The following is a 20,953-nucleotide window of genomic DNA, read 5'->3' as shown; positions in this document are numbered from 1 at the left end:
TCCTCGTCTTGCTTTCCCTCCAGCCCAGGCGTAAACGCGTCGGCGGGACACGCCTCCCCAACGAGGCGCTGACTATCTGAGAGGATAGAAAATGGCTGACTTCGCTACGCCCGCCCGCCGGCCGGTGAACGCAAACTATTCTTCCGGCCCCTGCGCCAAGCGTCCTGGTTGGACCCTGGATGCGCTTAAGGATGCGGCCCTCGGCCGATCCCACCGGGCCAAGATCGGCAAGACCAAGCTCCAGAACGCCATCGACCTCACTCGCGACGTGCTCGGCGTGCCGGCCGACTATCGCATCGGCATCGTGCCGGCTTCCGATACGGGCGCCGTCGAGATGGTCCTGTGGTCGATGCTCGGCGCCCGCGGCGTCGACATGCTGGCGTGGGAGTCCTTCGGCGAGGGCTGGGTCACCGATGTCGTCAAGCAGCTGAAGCTGGAAGACGTCCGCACCTTTACCGCCGATTACGGCAAGCTTCCCGATCTGAACCAGGTCGATTTCGACCGTGACGTCGTCTTCACCTGGAACGGCACCACCTCGGGCGTCCGCGTTCCGAATGGCGACTGGATCGATGCCGACCGCGCCGGCCTGACCATCTGCGACGCCACCTCGGCCGCGTTCGCGCAGGATCTCGCCTGGGACAAGCTCGATGTCGTGACCTTCTCCTGGCAGAAGGTTCTCGGCGGCGAGGGCGCCCATGGCATGTTGATTCTCTCCCCCCGCGCGGTGGAGCGGCTCGAGACCTACAAGCCGGCCTGGCCGCTGCCGAAGATCTTCCGCATGACGAAGGGCGGCAAGCTCATCGACGGCATCTTCGTCGGCGAGACGATCAACACCCCGTCCATGCTCGCGGTCGAGGATTACCTCGATGCGCTCAACTGGGCCAAGGCGCTCGGTGGCTGGAAGGCCCTTCAGGCACGCGCCGACGCGAATCTCAAGGTTCTGGCCGACTGGGTTGAGAAGACCAGCTGGATCGATTTCCTGCCGGTTGTCGAGAACACGCGCTCCAACACGTCGGTCTGTCTGATCATCACCGATCCGGCGATCAAGGCGCTCGACGACAAGGCGCAGGCCGCCTTCGCCAAGGCCGTCTCGACCGCGCTCGACAAGGCCGGCGTCGCCTATGACATCGGTTCCTACCGCGACGCGCCCGCCGGCCTTCGCATCTGGGCCGGTGCGACGATCGAGGCATCCGACCTCGCCATCGTCACCGAGTGGCTCGACTGGGCCTTCGCATCGCAGAAGGCCGCCCTTCAGGCCGCCTGATCTTCCAGAGGCGGGGCTTCGGCCCCGTCATCTCCAGACATTCCACTTTTCGTACCAGCGTCTCCGCCCCTCAGGCGTCATCCCCGCGGAAGCGGGGATCCATTCAGCCCAAGGCTTCGGCTGTATGGATCCCGGATCTTCGCTTCGCTCGTCCGGGATGACGTCGGCGGTAGGTAACCAGGGACATCAGCACTATGGCACCGCGCGTTCTCATTTCCGACAAGCTCTCCAAGACCGCCATCCAGATCTTCAAGGATCGTGGCGTCGAGGTCGACTATCTGCCGGACCTCGGCAAGGACAAGGAAAAGCTGCTCGAGATCATCGGCAATTATGATGGTCTCGCCATCCGCTCCAACACCAAGGTGACCGAGAAGGTCATCGCGGCCGCGAAGAACCTTCGCGTCATCGGCCGCGCCGGCATCGGCGTCGACAATGTCGACATCCCGGCCGCGACCGCCAAGGGCATCATCGTGATGAACACGCCCTTCGGCAATTCGATCACCACCGCCGAGCACGCCATCGCGATGATCTTCGCGACCGCGCGCCAGATCCCCGAAGCCAATGCCTCGACCCAGGCCGGCAAGTGGGAGAAGAACCGCTTCATGGGCGTCGAGGTGACGGGCAAGACGCTTGGCATCATCGGCTGCGGCAATATCGGCTCGATCGTCGCCGAGCGCGGCGTCGGCCTCAAGATGCGCGTCATCGCCTTCGATCCGTTCCTGTCGCCGGAGCGCGCCATCGATCTCGGCGTCGAGAAGGTCGAGCTGGAGGAACTGTTCCGCCGCGCCGACTTCATCACCCTGCACACGCCGCTGATCGACAAGACGCGCGGCATCATCGACGCCAAGGCGATCGCGATGATGAAGGACGGCGTCCGCATCATCAACTGCGCCCGTGGCGGTCTCGTCGTCGAGAAGGATCTCGCCGAGGCGCTGAAATCCGGCAAGGTTGCCGGCGCCGGCTTCGACGTGTTCGAGGAGGAGCCCGCGACCGAGAACGTACTGTTCGGCCTGCCCAACGTCGTCGCCACGCCGCATCTCGGCGCCTCGACCACGGAAGCGCAGGAGAATGTCGCGCTGCAGGTTGCCGAGCAGATGGCCGACTACCTGGTCAAGGGCGCGGTTTCCAACGCCTTGAACATGCCTTCCATCACGGCCGAGGAAGCGCCGCGCCTGACGCCGTTCGTCAAGCTCGCCGAGCAGCTCGGTTCGTTCGCCGGCCAACTCACCGAAACCGGGATCAAGGCGATCAAGCTCGAATATGAAGGCGAGGTCGCGGAGATGAACGTCCGCGCGCTGACCGCCGCCGCGCTCGCCGCCGTTCTGCGGCCGCAGCTCCAGACCATCAACATGGTCTCGGCCCCGGCCATCGCCAAGGAACGCGGCATCGCGGTGGAAGAGGTCCGTCGCGAGCAGCAGGGCGCCTATGAGAACTACATCCGCCTGACGGTGACGACGGAGCGCCAGGAGCGTTCGGTTGCCGGCACGGTGTTCGGCGACGTCAAGCCGCGCATCATCCAGATCAAGGGTATCAACATGGAGGCCGAGCTCGGTCCCCACATGCTCTACGTCACCAACAAGGACAAGCCGGGCTTCATCGGCCGCTTTGCAAGCCTGCTTGGCTCCGAGGGCATCAACATCGCCACCTTCAATCTCGGCCGGAAGGCTGCCGGCGAGGATGCGATCGCGCTGATCGAAGTCGACGAGGCGATCTCGGACAGCGTCATCGATCGCGTCAGCGCGCTCGAAGGCGTGGTCCAGGCCAAGCGCCTGACGTTCTGAGACCAGGCTCTATTGCCGGAATGAAGAGGGGCGACGGGCAACCGTCGCCCCTTCTTTGTCTGTGTTTTCAGCGGCTTTCGCGCAGCAAGAGCCGGCGGCTCGACCCGCCACCGCCGTCATCCTCGCGAAGGCGAGGATCCATGCAGCCCCGTTTTTAAGGCGTTTGACGCGGCTGGAAACCCGGCTGAATGGATCCCGGGTCTGCGCCCGGGATGACGGCGAGGGTGGGGAAGCGGGCGAGACAGCGGGAAAGACAGGAAATGAAAGCTACCGCCCGAACGACCGAATCCTGGCGAGGCTCAGCTGCGCCAGCGCGATGCCGCCAAGGATCAGCGCGTAGCCGGCGCCGTGGTACCAGCGCGGCTGTTCGCCGAGGAACAGGATGGCGATGATCGAGCCGAACACCGGCAGCAGGTGGAAGAACGGCCCGGCGCGGTTGGGGCCGATCAGGGCGACGCCGCGATTGAAGAACATGTAGGCGACGACCGACGGTATTACGACGACATAGGCGAGCACCGCGAAGGTCAGCGGCGTCGCGTGCATGACCTTGCCCGATGCGATCTCCCACAGGCAGAAGGGCAGGATCATCGCGGCCCCGGCGGGTATCGTGAAGCCCAGCATCGACAGATAGTGGATGCGCGGCCCCTTCTTCAGCAGGGCCGAATAGAAGCCGTAGCAGCTGATCGCCACCAGCATGATGATGTCGCCGATATTGAGCGTCATGTGCAGGAGAACGCCCGGATCGCCGCGGCAGATGATCAGGACGACGCCGCCAAGCGACAGGCAGACGCCGGTGATCTGGGCCGCCGTCATGCGATCGCGGAACAGGATCAGCGACCAGAGGCCGATGACCAGCGGCGCGATCGACTGCATCAGCAGGCCGTTCAGCGCCTCGGTATATTGCAGCCCGTAATAGGCGAGCGTGTTGTAGGCGCCAATGCCGGAGGCGGCGAGCAGAAGCATCACGGCGAAGCTGCCGCGGATCGCCGGCCAGTCGCGTTTCAGACGCGGCCAGGCGAAGGGCAGGATGATCAGCGATGCCCCGGCCCAGCGCACCTGCGCCAGCGCGACCGGCGGTATGCTGCCGGCGACATAACGGCCGAGCACGATGTTGATCGCCCAGAACAGGAAGGTGAGGGCGAGCAGCAGATAGGGCCGGTTGAACAACCAGGCGAAGGCTCGCGAAAGCAATGACATGAACTGGCCTCGGACAGCGGAACGTCTGGATAGCGCTGTCGGGCGGTCGCTGCCAAGCGCCAACGCCCCGCCGGGTTGCCGGGAACCTTCCTTGTCCGGGTTTGCACCGGCGCGGCGGCATGGCTATGCCTTCGGGCTGATGAGGATGGAGACACGGTTCATGGCGGTTCCGACCAGCAAGGCTGAGCTTGTGGAGGCGATCGAATCCAGCTTCGCCAGGCTGATGCAGGACCTCTCGACCGTGCCGTCCGGCCGGACGGCCGAAAAGACGCTGGAAGGGCATGTCCGGGATACGCGGATCAGCGTGCACGATCTCGTCGCTTATCTGACGGGGTGGAACGAGCTTGTGCTGAAGTGGCATGCGCGGCGTGACGCCGGCCTGCCCGTCGATTTTCCCGAGACCGGCTATCGATGGAACCAGCTCGGTGCGCTGGCGCAGAAATTCTACGCCGACTACGAGGACGTGCCCTTCGACGAATTGCTGAGGCGTCTCGCCGATGCCAAGGCCCGTATCATCGAGCTTATCGAGCGCCAGAACGATGCCGCGCTCTATGGCGCCCCCTGGTACGAGACCTACACCATGGGCCGGATGATCCAGTTCAACACATCCTCGCCCTATGCCAACGCACGGGGACGATTGCGCAAATGGAAAAAGGAAAACGGCATCGCCTGAGACGGTGCAGCGCCGCTTTTCATGGAATTCGCGCAATTGTGGCGCGGCGATACCACAATCGCGCGTTATGCGGCAGGAAGCGCGCCGGCGTTCCATGGGTGGCGGCGCTTCATCATGTAGGGGAAGCCCGATGGCCAAGACAATCCTCGCTCTGACGCTGGCGGTGCTGGCCGCCTCCAGTGCGAATGTGCACGCCGCCGATCTGCCGCTCGGCAGCCGGATCACCGCCGTGACCGTGCATCCGCAAGGGGCGGCGGTGCTTCGCGAGGCTGCGTTCTCGGTGCCGCCCGGCGTCAGCGTGCTGGTGGCGGATGACCTGCCGGCCGACATGGTCGCCGACAGCCTGCGGGTCGAGGGCCTGGCGGCGGGCGGCGTCACCATCCGTTCGGTCGAGACGCGCGCCGCCAAGGCGGATGCGGACGCCGATCCGGCGCGCGCGGCGATCGAGGCCGAGATCGAGGCGCTGCGCGACCGGCTCGGCGCGCTCGACGACAAGCGCGCGGCGCTGGATCTGCGCGTGAAATTCATCGACCAGCTGGCCGAGAGCGTGCCGCAGGGGCTCGCCAAGGGCATGGCCGAGGGCAAGTCGATCGGCGACTGGGTCCAGACCGCCGAAGGTCTCGGCCTCGAGCGGGAGAAGATCGACCAGCAGCGCGCGGCGATCGCCATCGACCGGCGCGGCATCGAGAAGACGCTCGCGACCCGGCAGGCCGCGCTGGACGACCTGCCGGTTGCGGCACCAAAGCTTGAGGCGCGGATCGAGCTGCTGGCCAATCAGGCGGCGACCGGCAAGCTGACGCTCGGCTATCGCACGCAATCGGCGGGCTGGAGCCCGGCCTATGACATCTCGCTCGCGCTCGGCGAATCGGCGGCCGAGCCGAAGCTGGAACTGGTCCGCCGGGCCGAACTGCACCAGGAGACAGGCGAGAATTGGTCCGGCGTGGCGCTGACGCTGTCGACGACGCGGCCGGCGGAAGGCACGCAGCCGCCGGAGCTTGGCGAAAGCGTCGTGCGCTTCGCGCCGCGTTTCGCCCAGGACGAGGCGCGCGAATCGATGGCTCTGGCGCGCCCCGCGCCCGTTCCCCCGGCGCGCTCCAAGATGGAGGCCGCTGGCGGCGCCGCCGACGGGATATTCCAGGCCGAGGCGGTCGGCGATTTCGGCGACTTCCGCGCCGAGTACCGGATAACGGATCCCGTTACGGTCGCTTCGGGGGAGGGCAGCCGATCGGTGCGGATCGCCACGGAGAAACTCGCGCCGACGCTGGAGGTGCGCGCCGTGCCGGCAGTCAGCGATGCCGCCTATCTGACAGCGCGCTTCCGCAATACGTCCGGCGCGCCCTATGTCGGCGGCCATGCGGTGCTGTATCGCGACGGTGCTTTCGCGGGCACCGTGCCGCTTGCCTTCACCGCGCCCAATGCGGAGCTGACGCTGGGCTTCGGCATTGACGACAAGGTCGCCGTCACCCGCACGACGCTGGAGCGCAAGACCGGCGAGCGCGGGCTGATCTCGTCGGAGAAGACCGACGAGCGACGCTATCGCATCCAGGTCGAGAATCGGCACGCCCGGCCGATCGCGATCGTGGTGCTGGACCAGCTTCCCGTATCCGAGGCCAAGACCATAACCGTGCAGGCTTTGCCGGAGGCGACGCCGCCGACCGCGCGCGCCGTGGACGGCAGGCGCGGGGTGGTGGCCTGGGGCTATGATTATGCCGCCGGCGAAACAAAGGAGATCACCCACGCCTTTGCCATCAGCTGGCCGGCCGATCAGGACGTATTCTGGGAGAATTGAGGGCCTGACATGCTCCGGCGGGGGTCGCGCCGGGCAGAGGGAGTCTATATAGTCCGCGCGCTTCGTCCTGGCGGCCTGCCGGGGCGAAGTCTATCGCGCGCCGCGCATTGCGGCACAGGCAGTGGCTGGACGTCGAAAAGGGAAGTCTCAATGGCGAATGTAGTCGTCGTCGGATCGCAATGGGGCGACGAAGGCAAGGGCAAGATTGTCGACTGGCTCTCCGAGCGCGCCGATATCGTCGTGCGCTTCCAGGGCGGACATAACGCCGGCCACACGCTCGTCATCGACGGCGTTTCCTACAAGCTCAGCCTGCTGCCGTCCGGCGTCGTGCGTCCGGGCAAGATGGGCGTCATCGGCAATGGCGTCGTCGTCGACCCGCATGCGCTGGTGGCCGAGATCGGCCGCCTGGCCGCACAGGGCGTTGCCGTCTCGCCGGACAATCTCCGCATCGCCGAGAATGCCGCGCTGATCCTGTCGCTGCACCGCGAGCTCGACGCGTTCCGCGAAAACAGCAATTCCGGCACCCGCATCGGCACCACCAAGCGCGGCATCGGCCCGGCCTACGAGGACAAGGTCGGCCGTCGCGCCATCCGCGTCATGGATCTCGCCGATCTACCGGCGCTTCGCGACAAGATCGAGCGGCTGCTGGCGCATCACAATGCGCTGCGCCGTGGTCTTGGTCAGGAAGAGATTCTGGCGGAGACGCTCTACGAAGAGCTCGCCTCGGTCGCCGACAAGGTTCTGCCGTTCATGGATTCGGTCTGGCAGCTGCTCGACCGCGAGCGCCGCGCCGGCAAGCGCATCCTGTTCGAAGGCGCGCAGGGCGCGCTGCTCGACATCGACCATGGCACCTATCCGTTCGTGACCTCGTCCAACACCGTCGCCGGCCAGGCCTCGACGGGTTCGGGCGTCGGTCCGGGCGCGGTCGGCTATGTGCTCGGCATCACCAAGGCCTATACGACGCGCGTCGGCGAGGGCCCGTTCCCGACCGAGCAGACCGGCGAGATCGGCGATTTCCTCGGCACGCGCGGCCATGAATTCGGCACCGTCACGGGCCGCAAGCGTCGCTGCGGCTGGTTCGACGCCGTGCTGGTGCGCCAGACGATCCGCACCTCCGGCATCACCGGAATCGCGCTGACGAAGCTCGATGTTCTCGACGGCCTTGAAGAAATCAAGATTTGCGTTGGATATAGGCTGGATGGTCGCGAAATCGACTATCTTCCGGCTTCGCAGGCCGCACAGGCCCGGGTCGAGCCGATCTACGAGACGCTGGAAGGTTGGAAGGATACGACCGCCGGTGCCCGTAGCTGGAACGATTTGCCGGCGCAGGCCGTAAAATATGTCCGCCACGTCGAGGAATTGATCGGCGCGCCCGTTGCGCTCCTGTCGACCAGTCCGGAACGTGACGATACAATTCTGGTTCAGGATCCGTTTCAGGACTGAGGTTGTCGATCACAGGCGCCGGTTCGGACGTGTAGTTAGTAGAATGGGACGATGACCGACTATTACGCGGTATTGAAAAAGGCGGTTTCCGGGTTCGAGAGCGAATCCGGCGACGCGCGTCGTTCAGTTTACGACAAGGCGCGCACGGCGCTGATCGGACAGCTGAAATCCATCGACCCACCGCTGACCACGTCCGAGATCTCGCGCCAGCGCCTGGAACTGGAAGAGGCGATCCGCAAGGTCGAGCGCGAGGCGAGCGCCGCGCGCCCGGCTCCGGTTCGCGTCAGCGCCGCGGCGGCCGTTGCCGAGGCGCTGGCGGTTCCCGCCGAGCCGGAATCGCTGGACGAATCCGAATATGCCGACGAGCTCGAGCACGAGCTGGAAGAGGCCGTAGCGCCGCCGCCGCCGCCCGCGCCGTCCCCGGCGCCGGCAGCTGTCGCGCCGCCGCCCGCGCCGCCTCCGCAGGATGTGTATTCCGACATCGATGACGGGGAGGAGCCTGAACCCGAACCCGTCTGGCACGAACCCGAACCCGAGCAGGCGCCGCCTGCGCCGCCCGTGCGGCAGCCACCGCCGGTGCAGCCGCAATGGCCGCAGGTTTCGCCCACCAAGCCGAGCGCCTATGATCGCGCCGCGCCGCAGGGCCGTCGCGAGCCGCCCATGGTGGCCGCCGATCCGATCGACGAGCCGCGCTTCGATGTCGATGCCGATCGCGATGATGGCCGCCATTTCAGCGCCGACGCCGATTGGGCGCCCGAGCCGATGCGCGTCACGCCCATGGACAATGACGGTCTCGACGAGCCGCGCGAGCGCCGGGCGTCGCGCCGCGAGCGCAACCGCGATGTGGAGCGCCCCGCCGTCTATGTCGAGCGCGCCAAGCCGTCGCGCTGGCCGACCCTCATCCTGCTGGTGCTGATCGGCCTGATGCTGGGCGGCATTGCCGCGCTCGCCTGGTCGCAGCGCGGCGTGGTCAAGGATGTCATCGGCGACCTGATTTCTTCCGCCGATACCGGCGCCAAGCCGACTCTCAGCGAGGACGCGGTTCCGACCGCATCCGCTCCCGTCAGCAGCAAGAATGCGGATCGCCTGGGCGGTGCCCCGGAAGAGGCGCCCAAGGCGGTGCGCACGGTCGAGGCGCAGCCAGCTACGGATGGCGAAGAAGCCGATCCGCTCGCCGGCGTCATGACGCCGGAGGGCACGGGCCCCGTCGCTGCGGCACCCGCAGCCAGCGAGCCTGCTCCCGCCCCGTCGAGCGCCTCGGACGCGGGCACCGCCGATGAATCGCTGGTCGCCCAAAAGGCCATTCTCTACGAACAGCCGACCGATGGCAGCCAGAACGTCAAGATCGTGAATGCCAACGTCACGTGGAAGTTCAACGCCAACTCGCCGAATGGTCCGGAAATCCAGGCCAATCTGGATGTTCCCGAGAAGAACATGAAGGTGACGCTGAACATCCGGAAGAACAACGACCCGGCGCTTCCCGCCAGCCATCTCGTCGAGATCGTCGTCGATACGCCGGCCGATTTCGCCGGCGGCGGCATCAAGTCCGTGCCGGCGCTGGTGATGAAGCCGACCGAGGAATCGCGTGGCCAGCCGCTCGACGGCGCCGCCGCCAAGGTCGCCGATGGCTTCTTCTGGATCGCCTTCTCGAACGATGCCGGTCCGCTGACCCAGAATGTCGGGCTGATGCGCGAGCGCAACTGGATCGACCTGCCGCTGGTCTACAACAACGATCAGCGTGCGATCCTGACATTCGAGAAGGGAACTCCGGGCCAGCGGGTCTTCGACAAGGCGATGACCGCCTGGGGCAACAAGTAGCGTCTCCGGCCTCGCCAGGATGAACCCTCGTCAGGATGAACCCATGAAGATCCGGCTCATCCTGCATGGCAAGGCTGCGCGCGATCCGCGCGTTCGCGAAGCGGTCGGCGCCGTCCGCGCCGATGGTCATGTCGTCGAGGTTCGCGTGACGTGGGAGGTGGGCGACGCCACCCGGTTCGCCCGTGACTCCGTCGCCGAGGCTCATCGTGGCGCCGTGGATTGCATCGTGGCCGGCGGCGGCGATGGCACGGTCAACGAGGTGTTCGCCGCTGCGCTGGCGGCGGGACCGCCCGATTCCTGCTCGTTCGGGATCCTGCCGCTCGGCACCGCCAACGATTTCGCCCATTCCACCGGCATTCCCGTCGACGACCTGACCGCCGCGCTTCGGCTGGTCGTCGAAGCGCCGGCGTCGCCAATCGACGTCGGTAGCCTGAATGGCCGCGTCTTCATCAATCTCGTCTCCGGAGGGTTCGGGTCGCGCGTCACCGTCGAGACCGATCCCGAACTCAAGCGACGTCTGGGTGGTCTCGCCTATGTCGTCACCGGCGTGACCCGGTTTCGCGAATTGTCCGCGAGCCAGGGCCGTTTCCGCGCCGAAGGCCTGGAGTGGCAAGGCAGCTTCCTGGCGCTTGCCATCGGCAATGGCCGCCAGGCCGGCGGTGGCATCGTGCTGTGTCCCGGGGCGCGGATCGATGATGGCCTGCTCGACCTCACCATCCTGCCGGATCTGGTCGGCGACGCCCGGCTCGATGCCTTCACGCAGATCCTGCGGCAGGGCGCGGCGGCAGTCGAAAGCCTTCAGGTCAAGACCCGCAGTTCCTGGATCGAATTCGATTCGCAGGAGGAACTGCACATCAACCTCGACGGCGAGCCTGTGAGGACGCGGCACTTCCGCGTCGAATGCCGCCCCTCCGCCCTCCGCGTCCATCTCGGTCCGACGCCGTTGAACGGCACTGCATAGCTGCTCTTCGGCCGCGGGCCTTGCACGTTCACGCATCCTCGGCCATGCTTCGGCCATTCCGAGGGGTGTTCGCGGACGCGAGCTGAGATGGCCTAGGGCCGAACCCTTCGAACCTGATCCGGGTCATGCCGGCGAAGGGACGGGAAGCTGGTTCGCGACGTCTGCTCGTCCCCCATCGCTATTGGCATGGTCTCGTCCGTATTTCGGAGGAGCGGCTTCGCCATGGCGGCAAGGGCTGAATTTGAAGCGGGAGACGGGCGGCGCGGCTGGATCGCCGGCATCGTGCGGGCTCTCGTCGTCGCCGTGGCGCTCGTCGCCATCTGGCAGGCGGTCATCCTCATCTTCGCGCCGCCGCCCTTCATGCTGCCGCCGCCCTCGCGCGTCTGGCGCGCCCTGGTCGAGCGCCCCGATCTCTGGCGGCGCGATGCCGTCACCACGCTGATCGAGACGGTCTCCGGGCTGATCACCGGCGCCCTGGCCGGCATCGTGCTGGCGCTGGTGATGACCTTCGTGCCGGCAATCCGCCGCATCCTGATGCCGCTGCTGATCGTCACCCAGGCGTTTCCGGTCTTCGCCATCGCACCCTTGCTGGTTCTCTGGTTCGGCTTCGGCATCGGCTCGAAGATCGTGATGGCGACGATTGCGATCTTCTTCCCCGTTGCTTCCGCCTTCCATGACGGTCTGGCGCGGACGGAGGCCGGGCTCGTCGATCTGAGCCGGCTCTACCGGGCGAAGCGCTGGCAGGAAATCCTCTATCTGCGTGTTCCCGACGCGCTGCCGGCGCTGGCCTCCGGGCTGCGGGTTGCCGCCGTCTATGCGCCGGTCGGCGCGCTGATCGGCGAATGGGTCGGCGCGTCGTCCGGGCTTGGCTACGCCATGCTGATGGCCAATGGCCGGGCGCAGACCGATGTCGTCTTCGCGGCTCTGGTCATCCTCGCCGCCATGGCCGTCCTGGTCCGCGCCGTCGTCGAGATCGCCACCCGCCATATCGCCCCCTGGGCGCCAGAAACCCTCCGCTAACGTTCTGCATCTGCAAAGGAAAACGCATGAAACCCTTCATCCGGCTCGCGGCGCTCGGTCTGGCAGCGGCCCTGACGATCGGACCTGTCCACGCGGCCGACAAGCTGACCGTGCTGCTCGACTGGTTCTACAATCCCGACCACGCGCCGCTGGTGATCGCCAAGGAAGCCGGCTTCTTCGAGAAGCATGGCCTCGACGTCGAGATGATCGCGCCGGCCGATGCTTCGGCCCCGCCGCGGCTGGTCGCCGCCGGCCAGGCCGACATTGCCATCACCTATCAGCCCGACCTGATGCTCCAGGTAAAGGAAGGCCTGCCGCTGACGCGCATCGGCACGCTGATCGAGACGCCGCTCAACGCGCTGATCGTGCTCAAGGATGGGCCGATCCAGTCCCTGGCGGATCTCAAGGGCAAGAAGGTCGGCTATTCGGTCGCCAGCCTGCAGAATGCCTATATCGGCGCGATCCTCAACTCGGTCGGCCTGTCCGAGAAGGACGTCGAGATGGTCAACGTCAATTTCAACCTCTCGACGTCCCTGATGTCCGGCCAGGTGGACGCGGTGATCGACGGCTATCGCAATGTCGAGCTGATCCAGCTTGGCATCGAGGGCAAGCCGGGCGTCGCCTTCTTTCCGGAGGAGCATGGCGTGCCGGCCTATGACGAACTGATCTATGTGACGCGCAACGAATTGCGCGGCGATCCGCGCATGGCCCGCTTCCTCTCCGCTGTCGAGGACGCGACGATCTTCCTGACCAATCATCCGGACGAGGCGTTGGCGATGTTCGTCAAGTCGCACAAGGAACTGGACGACAAGCTGAATCGCGAGTCGTTCGCCGCGACCCTGCCGCGCTTCGCCAAGCGGCCGGCCGCGCTCGACATCGGGCGCTATGACCGGTTCGCCGCGTTCATGAAGGCGAGGGGCCTCCTGGATACGATCCCGCCGATCGACAGCTACGCGATCGCCCCGCGCTAGGCTCTACAGAAGGGACCCGTCTCCCCGCATAGCGGGAAGGGCCTGGGTTGGCGGGCTCGCTGCGCCTAATCGGGCAGGCCCGCCAGTTGCAGGCCTTCCATGTAGCGATCCAGCGCCGGGCCGGCGAGGTTCTGGATGCCGGCCCGTACGCCGGCCAGGGTCAGGGCCGGGTTCTCGGCGAGCAACCGACGCACGGCATGCCGTGCGAGGCTCGTCTGGCCGGAGAGGGACGCCGAGGTGGCGAGCAGACGATAGGCCCAGACCATGCCGGGGCGGCCGTGCAGCGCCTGCGCTGCCCAATGCGCCGCCTCGGCATAATGCCCGAGCAGGAAGTGGCAGGTGGCCATGCCGGCGAAGGCATTGAACTGGATCGGATCCTCCGGGCTCAAGGCGATCGCTTTCTCGAAGCTCTCGATGCCCAGTTCCGGACCCTCAGAATAGGCCTGGGCGTAACCAAGCCGGGTCCAGGCCCAGGCGAAGGTACTGTCCAGCGCCAGGGCCCGCTCGATGAAGAGCAGCGCCCGCGACTGGTCGGTATGCAGGATGGAGAAGGTGGCGCCGATCGCGGTCATGACGAGCGGATCCGGCTCGGCCAGTTCGGCGGCCAGCTCCGCGAATTCGAGGGCCTCGGCGCGATCGCGGACGGGATCCTCGGACCAGAGATAGGTGATCTGCTGGCTGAGGCACCAGCCCTTCAGGCTGAGCGCTCCGCTGGAGCGCGGATCGATCGCCAGCGCTTTTTCGAGCAGCGCCAGGGCGGCGGCATTGTCCTCGCGCCGATGCGCCCAGAAATGCGGCATGGCCTGCAGGATCAGGTCATGTGTCTTCAGTGTCTCCGACGTCTTGCGCCTGGACCGTTCGATCTCGGCCGTGCGGATGGCGGGGCGCAGCGCGCCCGCGACCAGCGTCGCGACATCGTCCTGCAGGGCGAGCGGGTCGTGGATGGTCCCGTCCTTGCGGCCGGACCACAGATGCGCGCCCGTCTCGGCCTCGACCAACTGCGCGGTGACGCGCAGCATCTCGCCGGACTGGCGCACGCTGCCCTCGATCACATAGCGCACGCCGAGATCGCGGCCGAGCGAGCGGACGTCGGTCGGCTTGCCCTTGTAGGTGAAGGCGGAATTGCGGGCGACGACGCGAATGTCACGCACGCGCGACAGGGTCGCGGTCATTTCCTCGACCACGCCATCGGCGAAGGATTCATGATCGGCGCGCGGGGAAAGGTCGTCGAACGGCAGCACGACCGTGAGCGGGCGGAGATCCGGCGCCTCCGCCGGCTTCAGGGCGAGAACCGCGAGGCTGCCGGGCGTCAGCGTCTGCCCCGCCGTCGGTACGCGGCGCGGCATCGGCTTGCCCTCGGGCATCCAGAACCAGGCTTCGACAGGGTAGGGGATGCTGCGCAGCGACAGGAAACCGGCCGGCTTGAACGCGGCGGCGGGCTCGCCCAGCAATTGCCAGCGCACGGAATGGGTGATGGCGATGCCGCCGGGCGGCGCGGCTGTCTGCAGCCGCATCGCAAAGCCGATCGCGGCGCCGAAGCGATCATCATCGGTCAGGATCAGGTCGGCGAGCACGATCGCCGCCCGGACTTCGATCGGCGCCCGATCGCGCGCCGCATTGCGGGCGGCCATGCCGGTCTGGAAGGCCATGGTCCATTCGACCGCGTCAAGCACGCTGGGGAATTCGATCAGCCCGCCATCGCCCATCGTCTTGATGATGTGGGCGCCAAAGCGGGCAATCGTCGGGCGTACGAGATTGCGGTAGATCGAGCGGACTTCGCGGATCGCGCCGAGTTCATCCCGCTGGATCAGCTCCGAGTAGCCGACCATGTCCAGCGCAGCAATGACGGTCAGTCGACGACGCGCGCGCGCCATGGTGGTTCCCCGACACCGGATTGGATGAGTAATGCGGCCCGCCGAAGCTTACGCTGGGGCATGCGCCTATCAGCCGCATACAGCATCGCCGCGGCTTTCGCAACGGTTTCGTTTGTCGGGAAAGTCGAAAGTCTCTCGCGTTGGCAGAAATGTCGCCAAACGCGGCGGGACCGGCGCCTGAAGCTCAGGCGTCGGTCGCGGCGAGTTCGTCCTCGCCATGGTTGCGCTCGAGATCCCGGGCGCCCCTTTTGACGGCCTTCTGCACCTTTTCGAAGGCGCGGACCTCGATCTGGCGCACGCGTTCGCGGCTGACGCCGAATTCGGACGAGAGTTCCTCGAGCGTCATCGGGTCCTCGGCAAGGCGGCGCGCCTCGAAGATCCGGCGCTCGCGCTCGTTCAGGACGCCCATCGCATCGCGCAGGAGCTGGCGACGGTTGTCGGCCTCCTCCTGGTTGGCGAGGATGGTTTCCTGGTTGTCGCTGTCGTCGACGAGCCAATCCTGCCACTCGCCGCCTTCGGTGTCGGCGCGCAGCGGCGCGTTCAGCGACGCGTCGCCGCCGAGGCGACGGTTCATCGAGATGACGTCCTCGGTGGTGACTCCGAGCTTGGTGGCGATCTGCTCGACCTGATGCGGCTTCAGATCGCCTTCCTCGAGCGCCTGGATCTGGCTCTTCATCTTGCGCAGATTGAAGAACAGGCGCTTCTGGTTGGCCGTCGTGCCCATCTTGACCAGGCTCCACGACCGCAGGATGTACTCCTGGATCGAGGCCTTGATCCACCACATGGCGTAGGTCGCGAGGCGGAAGCCCTTTTCGGGCTCGAACCGCTTCACGGCCTGCATCAGGCCGACATTGCCCTCGGAGATCACTTCGCCGATCGGCAGGCCGTAGCCGCGATAGCCCATGGCGATCTTGGCGACGAGACGCAGATGGCTGGTGACCAGCCGATGCGCCGCGCTGCGGTCGTCATGTTCCTTGTAGGCCTTGGCCAGCATATATTCTTCATCCGGCGCCAGCATGGGAAAGCGGCGGATATCGTCGAGATAGCGTGAGAGTCCGGCTTCGCCGGACGCGATGACAGGAAGACTTGCTCTGGCAGCCATATGTGCCCCCTCCATTTCTTGCCGGCGTTCCCCGAAAGCCAACGCCGGTCGCGGCCATGTTGGCCCGCATGGAGATATATAGGCACGAAATACAAGTTTAACAGGACCGATCGGTTCGATCCGATCACAGTCCGTTGAATGCCTCGATCAGATGGGCCAGATCCTCCGGCGGTTCGCTTTCGAAATGCAGCGTTTCGCCGGTCGTCGGATGCTCGAAGCCGAGCAGCCAGGCATGCAGCGCCTGGCGATGGAACGAGGCGATCGCCGAGCGCGCCGGCTCCGGGATCAGACTCATCTTGGTCAGGAAGCCCTTGCCATATTCCTGGTCGCCGATCAGCGGATGCGCCATGGCGGCCATATGGACGCGGATCTGGTGCGTGCGGCCGGTTTCCAGCCGCAGGTCGATCAGGCTGGCGATCGGGTTCTTCGGGTCGCCGAAGCGGTCCTGCACCGTGTAATGGGTGATGGCTTCCTTGCCGCCGGTCTTCAGCACGGCCATCTTCAGCCGGCTGGTCGGCGAGCGGCCGATCGGCGCATCGACGAGGCCATAGGGCAGGGACGGCACGCCCCAGACGATGGCGCGGTAGCCGCGCTCGAGCGGGCCGGTGCGGCCATGGTCGGCGAACTGGTTGGCGAGGCGCTTGTGGGCGCGGTCGTTCTTGGCCACGACCATCAGCCCGGTCGTGTCCTTGTCGAGCCGGTGCACGATGCCCGGCCGGCGCACGCCGCCAATGCCCGACAGGCTGTCGCCGCAATGGGCGATCAGCGCGTTGACCAGCGTGCCCGACCAGTTGCCGGCGGCCGGGTGCACCACGAGGCCAGCCTGCTTGTCGATGACGAGCAGGTCACTGTCCTCGTAGACGACATTGAGCGGGATCGGTTCGCCTTCGGGCTCCGGGGCGACGGCGGGCGGCACGGCGACGCGGATGACGTCGCCCGCGTTGACCGCCTTTTTGGCCTCCACTATGGTCGCGCCGCCGATGGAGACGTGGCCGGCCTCGATCAACACCTTGAGGCGGCTACGGGAAAGCTCGGCGATCGCGGTGGCCAGATAGGCGTCGAGGCGACGGCCTGCCGCGTCCGGTTCGACCACGAGGTCGACGATTTCCTCGCCGTCATCCGGAAACTGATCCATGGTCAACTCTACTTCCTCTTCGAACCAGCCCGGCGCGCAGCAGCCTGGCGGCGATACGCCCCTCGATCCCGCCGTCGAGCGCGTCCGGCTGAAGCTGAGACGTCTGATCCTGGTATCGAGTTTGACGGTGTTGCTCGGCTTCGTCGCCGTGCTGTTCGCCGTCATCTATCGGATCGGCCCCGGCGGAAGCAAGTCCGGTCTCAAGCCATCGTCGGCGGAGCTGCGCATCGAGAAGGCGATTCCGGCCGGCGCGCGCATCATTTCCTCGTCGCTGAATGGCGACCAGCTGGCCCTGACGCTGGATGCCGGTGGCGCCACCCGCGTCGTGATCCTCAACATCAATACGGGCAAGGTTCTGCGCAACATCACGCTGGGCGTCACGCCCTAGGATTTCCGCCATTTGGCTTCCCTGCGGCGAAGTTCTGCACAGGGAGATGCAAAGAACCTTGGCGAGATGGCTTGCCAAGGTTCCGATCACCCGGTATATCGCCGTCATCCGAAAGCGAACGGATCCGCGCCCATCGTCTAGCGGTCAGGACGTCGCCCTCTCACGGCGAAAGCAGGGGTTCGATTCCCCTTGGGCGTACCAAAATTTGCACCCCACCCAGAAATGGCTGCTCTCTAAGTTTTTGTGATCTCAAGGGCTCTAGCCCTGCGTTGGCCCCGTTCAGCCTTCCAGCGGCCTGCCGGCGACATAGTCGCCGAGCCCCGCGACAAGATGATCGAAGACAAGCCGCATTCGCCGCACCGCGCCGAGATCCTCATGCATGGCGACCCAGCATTCGAGCGGGTAGGCGAATTCTTCCGGCACGAGATGCACCAGATCGGGATCGAGCGCCGCGAGGCGGCTCTGGCAGCCGCCAATGCCGAGGCCGGCGCGGATGGCGGCGAGCTGCGTCGTGTCGCTGTCGGTGCGCAGGCTGAACATGTCGCGGGTCAGGGGCAGGCCGAGTTTCTGCAGGGCGCGGATGGCCGGGGAATCGCGGTCATAGCCGATCAGCGCATGGCCGGAGAGTTCGGCCAACGTTTTCGGCGTGCCGCGCTGCGCCAGATAGCACCTGTGCGCATGCAGGCCGATATCGACCGCGCCGATGCGGCGCGCGAGCAGCGCACCCTGGGTCGGCCGCGCCATGCGGACGGCGATGTCGGCCTCGCGTCGCATCAGGTCCTCGTTGCGGTTGGATACCACCAGCTCGATGGCGATATGCGGATGCCGCCCCAGGAAGGGCCGCAGGAGGGCGGGCAGGATCTCGGTGCCGACCACCTCGCTCGCCGTCAGCCGAACCGTGCCGCGATCCTCGCGCGCTTCGCCCGAGGCGGCGCGGACGAGGGCATCGGCCGCGGCCGCCATGGTTGCTGCATGCGGCTCCAGCTCCAGCGCCGCTTCGGTTGGCGTCAGGCCCGTGCGGGAGCGCGTGAACAGCACGACGCCCAGCGATTGCTCCAGTTCATCAATGTGACGGCCGATCGTCGGCTGGGTCAGGCGCAGACTGCGCGCGGCCTTCGAAAGGCTGCCATCGCCGAGCACGGCAAGGAACGAGCGGAAATGATCCCAGGATGGCGTCATCATTCAAGAATGTATGACTGCTATCCGAAGTTCAACAATTTAAAATAGGAGCTGGGCGCGCGATCTTCTCGTCATTGGAACGACAGGAGATGATCATGACGGATGGCAGGATTGCCTTGGTGGTTGGCGCAACGGGCGGCGTCGGCGGCGCAGTGGCTCGGGTGCTGCTCGCCCGCGGCTGGAAGGTGCGCGGCCTGAACCGGGACCCGGCCGCAGCCCGCCGCAAGCCGGGCGGCGAGGGCATCGAATGGGTCCAAGGCGACGCCATGGTCGCCGCCGACGTGATCGCCGCCGCGAAGGGCGCCGAGGTGATCTTCCATGGCGCCAATCCTCCCGGCTACCGCAACTGGAAGGGCCTGGCGCTGCCGATGCTGGAAAGCACGATCGCCGCCGCCCGGGCGGTTGGCGCCCGGATTGTCTTCCCAGGCACGGTCTACAATTTCGGGCCCGATGCGCGGCCCCTGGTCGACGAGGCCGCATCGCAGCGGCCCACCACCCGCAAGGGCAAGATCCGCGTCGCCATGGAACAGCGCCTGCGCGAAACTGCGGCGGCGGGCACGCCGGTGCTGATCGTGCGCGCCGGCGATTTCTTCGGTCCTCATGCCGGCAACAACTGGTTCGCCGCCGGAATCGTCAAGCCGGGCGTCCCCGCGTCAACGATCCGCTATCCGGGGAGGCGGGATATCGGCCACGCCTGGGCCTATCTGCCGGACCTGGCCGAGACAATGGTTCAACTGATGGAGCGCGCCGATGCCATGGGGCTGTTCGAGGTCTTCCATTTCCGCGGCCATTATTTCGAACGCGGCGTCGAAATGTCGGAAGGCGTGGCGGCGACGGTCGGAAGGCAGGGCAGCCGGATCCGGGGTTTTCCGTGGGTGGCGGTCTATCTCGCCGCGCCTTTCGTCGAGATGTTCCGCGAACTGATCGAGATGCGCTATCTCTGGACCGAGCCGCTCGAACTCGACAATCGCAAGCTTCTCGCCTTTCTCGGCCAGGAACCGCATACGCCGCTGCCCGACGCCTTGCGCGCGACGCTGACGGCGATGGGCTCGATGCCGGGGGCTGACCCCGCCTGACCGGCGCTCAGGCGCCCGTGCCGGCGTGCTGGAGGGCGCGAATGCGCTCGGCAAGCCCCGGGGCGGGCGCGGGCGCCGTCGTCTCCTCGGGCGGCGGCGGGAGCAGGGTGACGAGACCCGGCGCCTCGCCCCGCTCGCTGGCAAGCCGGGCCACGGCGGCGCCGAACTCGATCAGCTTCTCGCGCAGCACGGCGCTTTCCTCGGCGCTGGCCGTCCCGCTCCGCTGCTTCCATCCCTCGAGATCGGCCTGGAGAGCGGCGTTGCGGCTCTCCAGCGACAGGATCCGGGCCTCCAGCTCCAACTTCTGGTCGCGCAGCGCCATGCCGCTCATCTCCGCCGCCTCGGCATCGACCAGACGGACCGAGAGGTCCTGGATCTTCGCATGCGCGTCGGCGAGGTCGGTTTCGCGCTGCTTCAATTGGGCGATCGCGGCCCGCATCGTCGCTTCGCTCTCGAGCTCGCGCTCCGACTGCGCCTCGGTGCGGCGACGCTCGATCGCCAGATTGGCGCGAAGCGTCGACAGCTCGGATTCGAACCCGGCGCTCGCCACTTCGTCGACCGTAGAACTCATCTTCACGGCCGCCAGCGCATCGCGCAGATTGTCCAGTTCGGTATCGCGGGCAATGATCTCAAGCCGTTGTTCTTCGCGCTCGGCCGTAATCTGCTCCAGGGTTTCCTCGGCGCTTTCCAGCTTCATCCGCATCTGCTGGAGGCGTTTTTCGCCCTCGGCTCGGTCCGTCACGGCGGCAGCGACGGCGAGGTCGGCCTCGGCAACCCGCACTTCCAGTTCGGCGCGGCGCTCTTCCAGCGCGACGATGTCATCGGCGGAAAGCGTCCCCTGCGCGGTCAGGTGGGTGATCACTTCGCGCTTGCGGTTGATGTCGATCAGCTGTTCGGTCACCTGCGTCTTGAGGCGCTCGATGGTCTGGTTGAGGGTTCGCGTCGACAGGGCGAAGCCGGCGCGGATCTGATCCTTCTCGGCCTGGATCTCGGCGCGGGTCATCGGCAGCGTGCGCTCGATGTTGCGGCGGGTCAGGCGCAATGCGCGGCGCCAGACCGGCGGCAGGACGACCAGGGCAAGGATCCCCGCCGACAGGAAGCCGAGTGCGAAGTACATCAGCGCTTCAATCAATGCACCGTCTCCGGATGTCCGTCGCGCCTGAGGACGGGCCGGCAAGACCCAATCCCCCAGTCATCGGCTTCCCCGCGCCAGCCCACGCGCAGTTTTCCTAATGACATCGTCCGAAGCCCGGAGTCCAGCCACAAGCGCGTGTCGCGGGCC

General features: G+C 66.5%; 17 protein-coding genes, 1 tRNA gene and 1 riboswitch. Of the genes, 12 read left to right on the top strand and 6 right to left on the bottom strand.

Going from position 1 to position 20,953, the window contains the following annotated elements; genetic code table 11:
* The first annotated feature begins 91 nt into the window (after positions 1-91).
* Positions 92-1,264 carry a phosphoserine transaminase gene (locus tag OSH10_RS03585; protein WP_266330173.1) on the top strand — a complete coding sequence of 391 codons (1,173 nt, stop codon included), beginning with the start codon at positions 92-94 and terminating at the stop codon, positions 1,262-1,264.
* A 194-nt stretch (positions 1,265-1,458) separates the two neighbouring features.
* A complete protein-coding gene (serA, locus tag OSH10_RS03580) occupies positions 1,459-3,045 on the top strand; it encodes a phosphoglycerate dehydrogenase (RefSeq protein ID WP_266330172.1) in 1,587 nt (528 codons plus the stop codon).
* Between the two features lie 267 nt (positions 3,046-3,312).
* Here serA and OSH10_RS03575 read toward each other — a convergent pair whose 3' ends face one another.
* On the bottom strand, positions 3,313-4,242 hold the full coding sequence (locus OSH10_RS03575) for a DMT family transporter (protein ID WP_266330171.1): 930 nt from the start codon (positions 4,240-4,242) through the stop codon (positions 3,313-3,315).
* Between the two features lie 160 nt (positions 4,243-4,402).
* Here OSH10_RS03575 and OSH10_RS03570 point away from each other — a divergent pair, with 160 nt between their 5' ends.
* The 7 genes from OSH10_RS03570 to OSH10_RS03540 all read left to right on the top strand — a co-directional run bounded on the left by OSH10_RS03570 (position 4,403) and on the right by OSH10_RS03540 (position 12,917).
* Positions 4,403-4,915, top strand: a complete 513-nt coding sequence (locus OSH10_RS03570) for a ClbS/DfsB family four-helix bundle protein (protein WP_266330170.1) — start codon at positions 4,403-4,405, stop codon at positions 4,913-4,915.
* Between the two features lie 130 nt (positions 4,916-5,045).
* Complete coding sequence (locus OSH10_RS03565; RefSeq protein ID WP_266330169.1) at positions 5,046-6,704, top strand: mucoidy inhibitor MuiA family protein; 1,659 nt, start codon at positions 5,046-5,048, stop codon at positions 6,702-6,704.
* A 150-nt stretch (positions 6,705-6,854) separates the two neighbouring features.
* Positions 6,855-8,147, top strand: coding sequence for an adenylosuccinate synthase (locus OSH10_RS03560; protein ID WP_266330168.1), 1,293 nt, complete (start codon positions 6,855-6,857; stop codon positions 8,145-8,147).
* A 51-nt stretch (positions 8,148-8,198) separates the two neighbouring features.
* Positions 8,199-9,965 (top strand): hypothetical protein, encoded by a 1,767-nt coding sequence (locus tag OSH10_RS03555; protein WP_266330167.1) that lies wholly within the window; start codon positions 8,199-8,201, stop codon positions 9,963-9,965.
* Positions 9,966-10,008: 43 nt separating this feature from the next.
* Positions 10,009-10,926 (top strand): lipid kinase YegS, encoded by a 918-nt coding sequence (gene yegS, locus OSH10_RS03550; RefSeq protein WP_266330166.1) that lies wholly within the window; start codon positions 10,009-10,011, stop codon positions 10,924-10,926.
* A gap of 51 nt (positions 10,927-10,977) precedes the next feature.
* Positions 10,978-11,083, top strand: a riboswitch (TPP riboswitch).
* Positions 11,084-11,148: 65 nt separating this feature from the next.
* Complete coding sequence (locus tag OSH10_RS03545) at positions 11,149-11,946, top strand: ABC transporter permease (protein ID WP_266330165.1); 798 nt, start codon at positions 11,149-11,151, stop codon at positions 11,944-11,946.
* Between the two features lie 26 nt (positions 11,947-11,972).
* Positions 11,973-12,917, top strand: a complete 945-nt coding sequence (locus OSH10_RS03540; protein WP_266330164.1) for an ABC transporter substrate-binding protein — start codon at positions 11,973-11,975, stop codon at positions 12,915-12,917.
* 65 nt (positions 12,918-12,982) lie between these two features.
* Here the strand turns inward: OSH10_RS03540 and OSH10_RS03535 are convergent, their stop codons facing one another.
* The 3 genes from OSH10_RS03535 to OSH10_RS03525 all read right to left on the bottom strand — a co-directional run bounded on the left by OSH10_RS03535 (position 12,983) and on the right by OSH10_RS03525 (position 17,028).
* Positions 12,983-14,791, bottom strand: coding sequence for an adenylate/guanylate cyclase domain-containing protein (locus tag OSH10_RS03535; protein ID WP_266330163.1), 1,809 nt, complete (start codon positions 14,789-14,791; stop codon positions 12,983-12,985).
* A gap of 184 nt (positions 14,792-14,975) precedes the next feature.
* Positions 14,976-15,893 carry an RNA polymerase sigma factor RpoH gene (gene rpoH, locus OSH10_RS03530; protein ID WP_266330162.1) on the bottom strand — a complete coding sequence of 306 codons (918 nt, stop codon included), beginning with the start codon at positions 15,891-15,893 and terminating at the stop codon, positions 14,976-14,978.
* Between the two features lie 124 nt (positions 15,894-16,017).
* Positions 16,018-17,028: an RluA family pseudouridine synthase gene (locus OSH10_RS03525; protein WP_266330161.1), complete on the bottom strand. Its 1,011-nt coding sequence runs from the start codon at positions 17,026-17,028 to the stop codon at positions 16,018-16,020.
* Here OSH10_RS03525 and OSH10_RS03520 point away from each other — a divergent pair.
* Complete coding sequence (locus tag OSH10_RS03520) at positions 17,027-17,416, top strand: hypothetical protein (protein WP_266330160.1); 390 nt, start codon at positions 17,027-17,029, stop codon at positions 17,414-17,416. The genes OSH10_RS03525 and OSH10_RS03520 overlap by 2 nt on opposite strands.
* A 126-nt stretch (positions 17,417-17,542) precedes the next feature.
* A tRNA-Glu gene (locus OSH10_RS03515) sits at positions 17,543-17,617 on the top strand.
* A gap of 78 nt (positions 17,618-17,695) precedes the next feature.
* Here OSH10_RS03515 and OSH10_RS03510 read toward each other — a convergent pair.
* Positions 17,696-18,598 carry a LysR family transcriptional regulator gene (locus OSH10_RS03510; RefSeq protein WP_266330159.1) on the bottom strand — a complete coding sequence of 301 codons (903 nt, stop codon included), beginning with the start codon at positions 18,596-18,598 and terminating at the stop codon, positions 17,696-17,698.
* Positions 18,599-18,690: 92 nt separating this feature from the next.
* Between OSH10_RS03510 and OSH10_RS03505 the strand changes: the two genes are divergently transcribed.
* Positions 18,691-19,671 (top strand): NAD-dependent epimerase/dehydratase family protein, encoded by a 981-nt coding sequence (locus OSH10_RS03505; protein ID WP_266330157.1) that lies wholly within the window; start codon positions 18,691-18,693, stop codon positions 19,669-19,671.
* Between the two features lie 7 nt (positions 19,672-19,678).
* On the opposite strand, the gene OSH10_RS03500 is transcribed toward OSH10_RS03505, so the two are convergent.
* Entirely contained in the window at positions 19,679-20,803 is a 1,125-nt protein-coding gene (locus OSH10_RS03500; RefSeq protein ID WP_266330156.1) for a coiled-coil domain-containing protein, read from the bottom strand.
* Positions 20,804-20,953 lie beyond the last annotated feature (150 nt).

Origin of the sequence: Kaistia defluvii (assembly GCF_026343955.1) — a bacterium.
Classification (GTDB): domain Bacteria; phylum Pseudomonadota; class Alphaproteobacteria; order Rhizobiales; family Kaistiaceae; genus Kaistia; species Kaistia defluvii.
The sequence above is the reverse complement of the archived record's forward strand: the minus strand, read 5'-3'. Positions and strand labels throughout refer to the sequence as shown.

Excerpts from the sequence above, each read along its gene's own strand:
- OSH10_RS03540 (WP_266330164.1), top strand. The coding sequence starts at position 11,973 with ATGAAACCCTTCATCCGGCTCGCGGCGCTCGGTCTGGCAGCGGCCCTG.
- OSH10_RS03565 (WP_266330169.1), top strand. The coding sequence starts at position 5,046 with ATGGCCAAGACAATCCTCGCTCTGACGCTGGCGGTGCTGGCCGCCTCC.
- OSH10_RS03555 (WP_266330167.1), top strand. The coding sequence starts at position 8,199 with ATGACCGACTATTACGCGGTATTGAAAAAGGCGGTTTCCGGGTTCGAG.
- rpoH (WP_266330162.1), bottom strand. The coding sequence starts at position 15,893 with ATGGCTGCCAGAGCAAGTCTTCCTGTCATCGCGTCCGGCGAAGCCGGA.
- OSH10_RS03505 (WP_266330157.1), top strand. The coding sequence starts at position 18,691 with ATGACGGATGGCAGGATTGCCTTGGTGGTTGGCGCAACGGGCGGCGTC.
- OSH10_RS03575 (WP_266330171.1), bottom strand. The coding sequence starts at position 4,242 with ATGTCATTGCTTTCGCGAGCCTTCGCCTGGTTGTTCAACCGGCCCTAT.
- OSH10_RS03585 (WP_266330173.1), top strand. The coding sequence starts at position 92 with ATGGCTGACTTCGCTACGCCCGCCCGCCGGCCGGTGAACGCAAACTAT.
- yegS (WP_266330166.1), top strand. The coding sequence starts at position 10,009 with ATGAAGATCCGGCTCATCCTGCATGGCAAGGCTGCGCGCGATCCGCGC.
- serA (WP_266330172.1), top strand. The coding sequence starts at position 1,459 with ATGGCACCGCGCGTTCTCATTTCCGACAAGCTCTCCAAGACCGCCATC.
- OSH10_RS03545 (WP_266330165.1), top strand. The coding sequence starts at position 11,149 with ATGGCGGCAAGGGCTGAATTTGAAGCGGGAGACGGGCGGCGCGGCTGG.
- OSH10_RS03525 (WP_266330161.1), bottom strand. The coding sequence starts at position 17,028 with ATGGATCAGTTTCCGGATGACGGCGAGGAAATCGTCGACCTCGTGGTC.
- OSH10_RS03510 (WP_266330159.1), bottom strand. The coding sequence starts at position 18,598 with ATGATGACGCCATCCTGGGATCATTTCCGCTCGTTCCTTGCCGTGCTC.
- OSH10_RS03520 (WP_266330160.1), top strand. The coding sequence starts at position 17,027 with ATGGTCAACTCTACTTCCTCTTCGAACCAGCCCGGCGCGCAGCAGCCT.
- OSH10_RS03570 (WP_266330170.1), top strand. The coding sequence starts at position 4,403 with ATGGCGGTTCCGACCAGCAAGGCTGAGCTTGTGGAGGCGATCGAATCC.
- OSH10_RS03535 (WP_266330163.1), bottom strand. The coding sequence starts at position 14,791 with ATGGCGCGCGCGCGTCGTCGACTGACCGTCATTGCTGCGCTGGACATG.
- OSH10_RS03560 (WP_266330168.1), top strand. The coding sequence starts at position 6,855 with ATGGCGAATGTAGTCGTCGTCGGATCGCAATGGGGCGACGAAGGCAAG.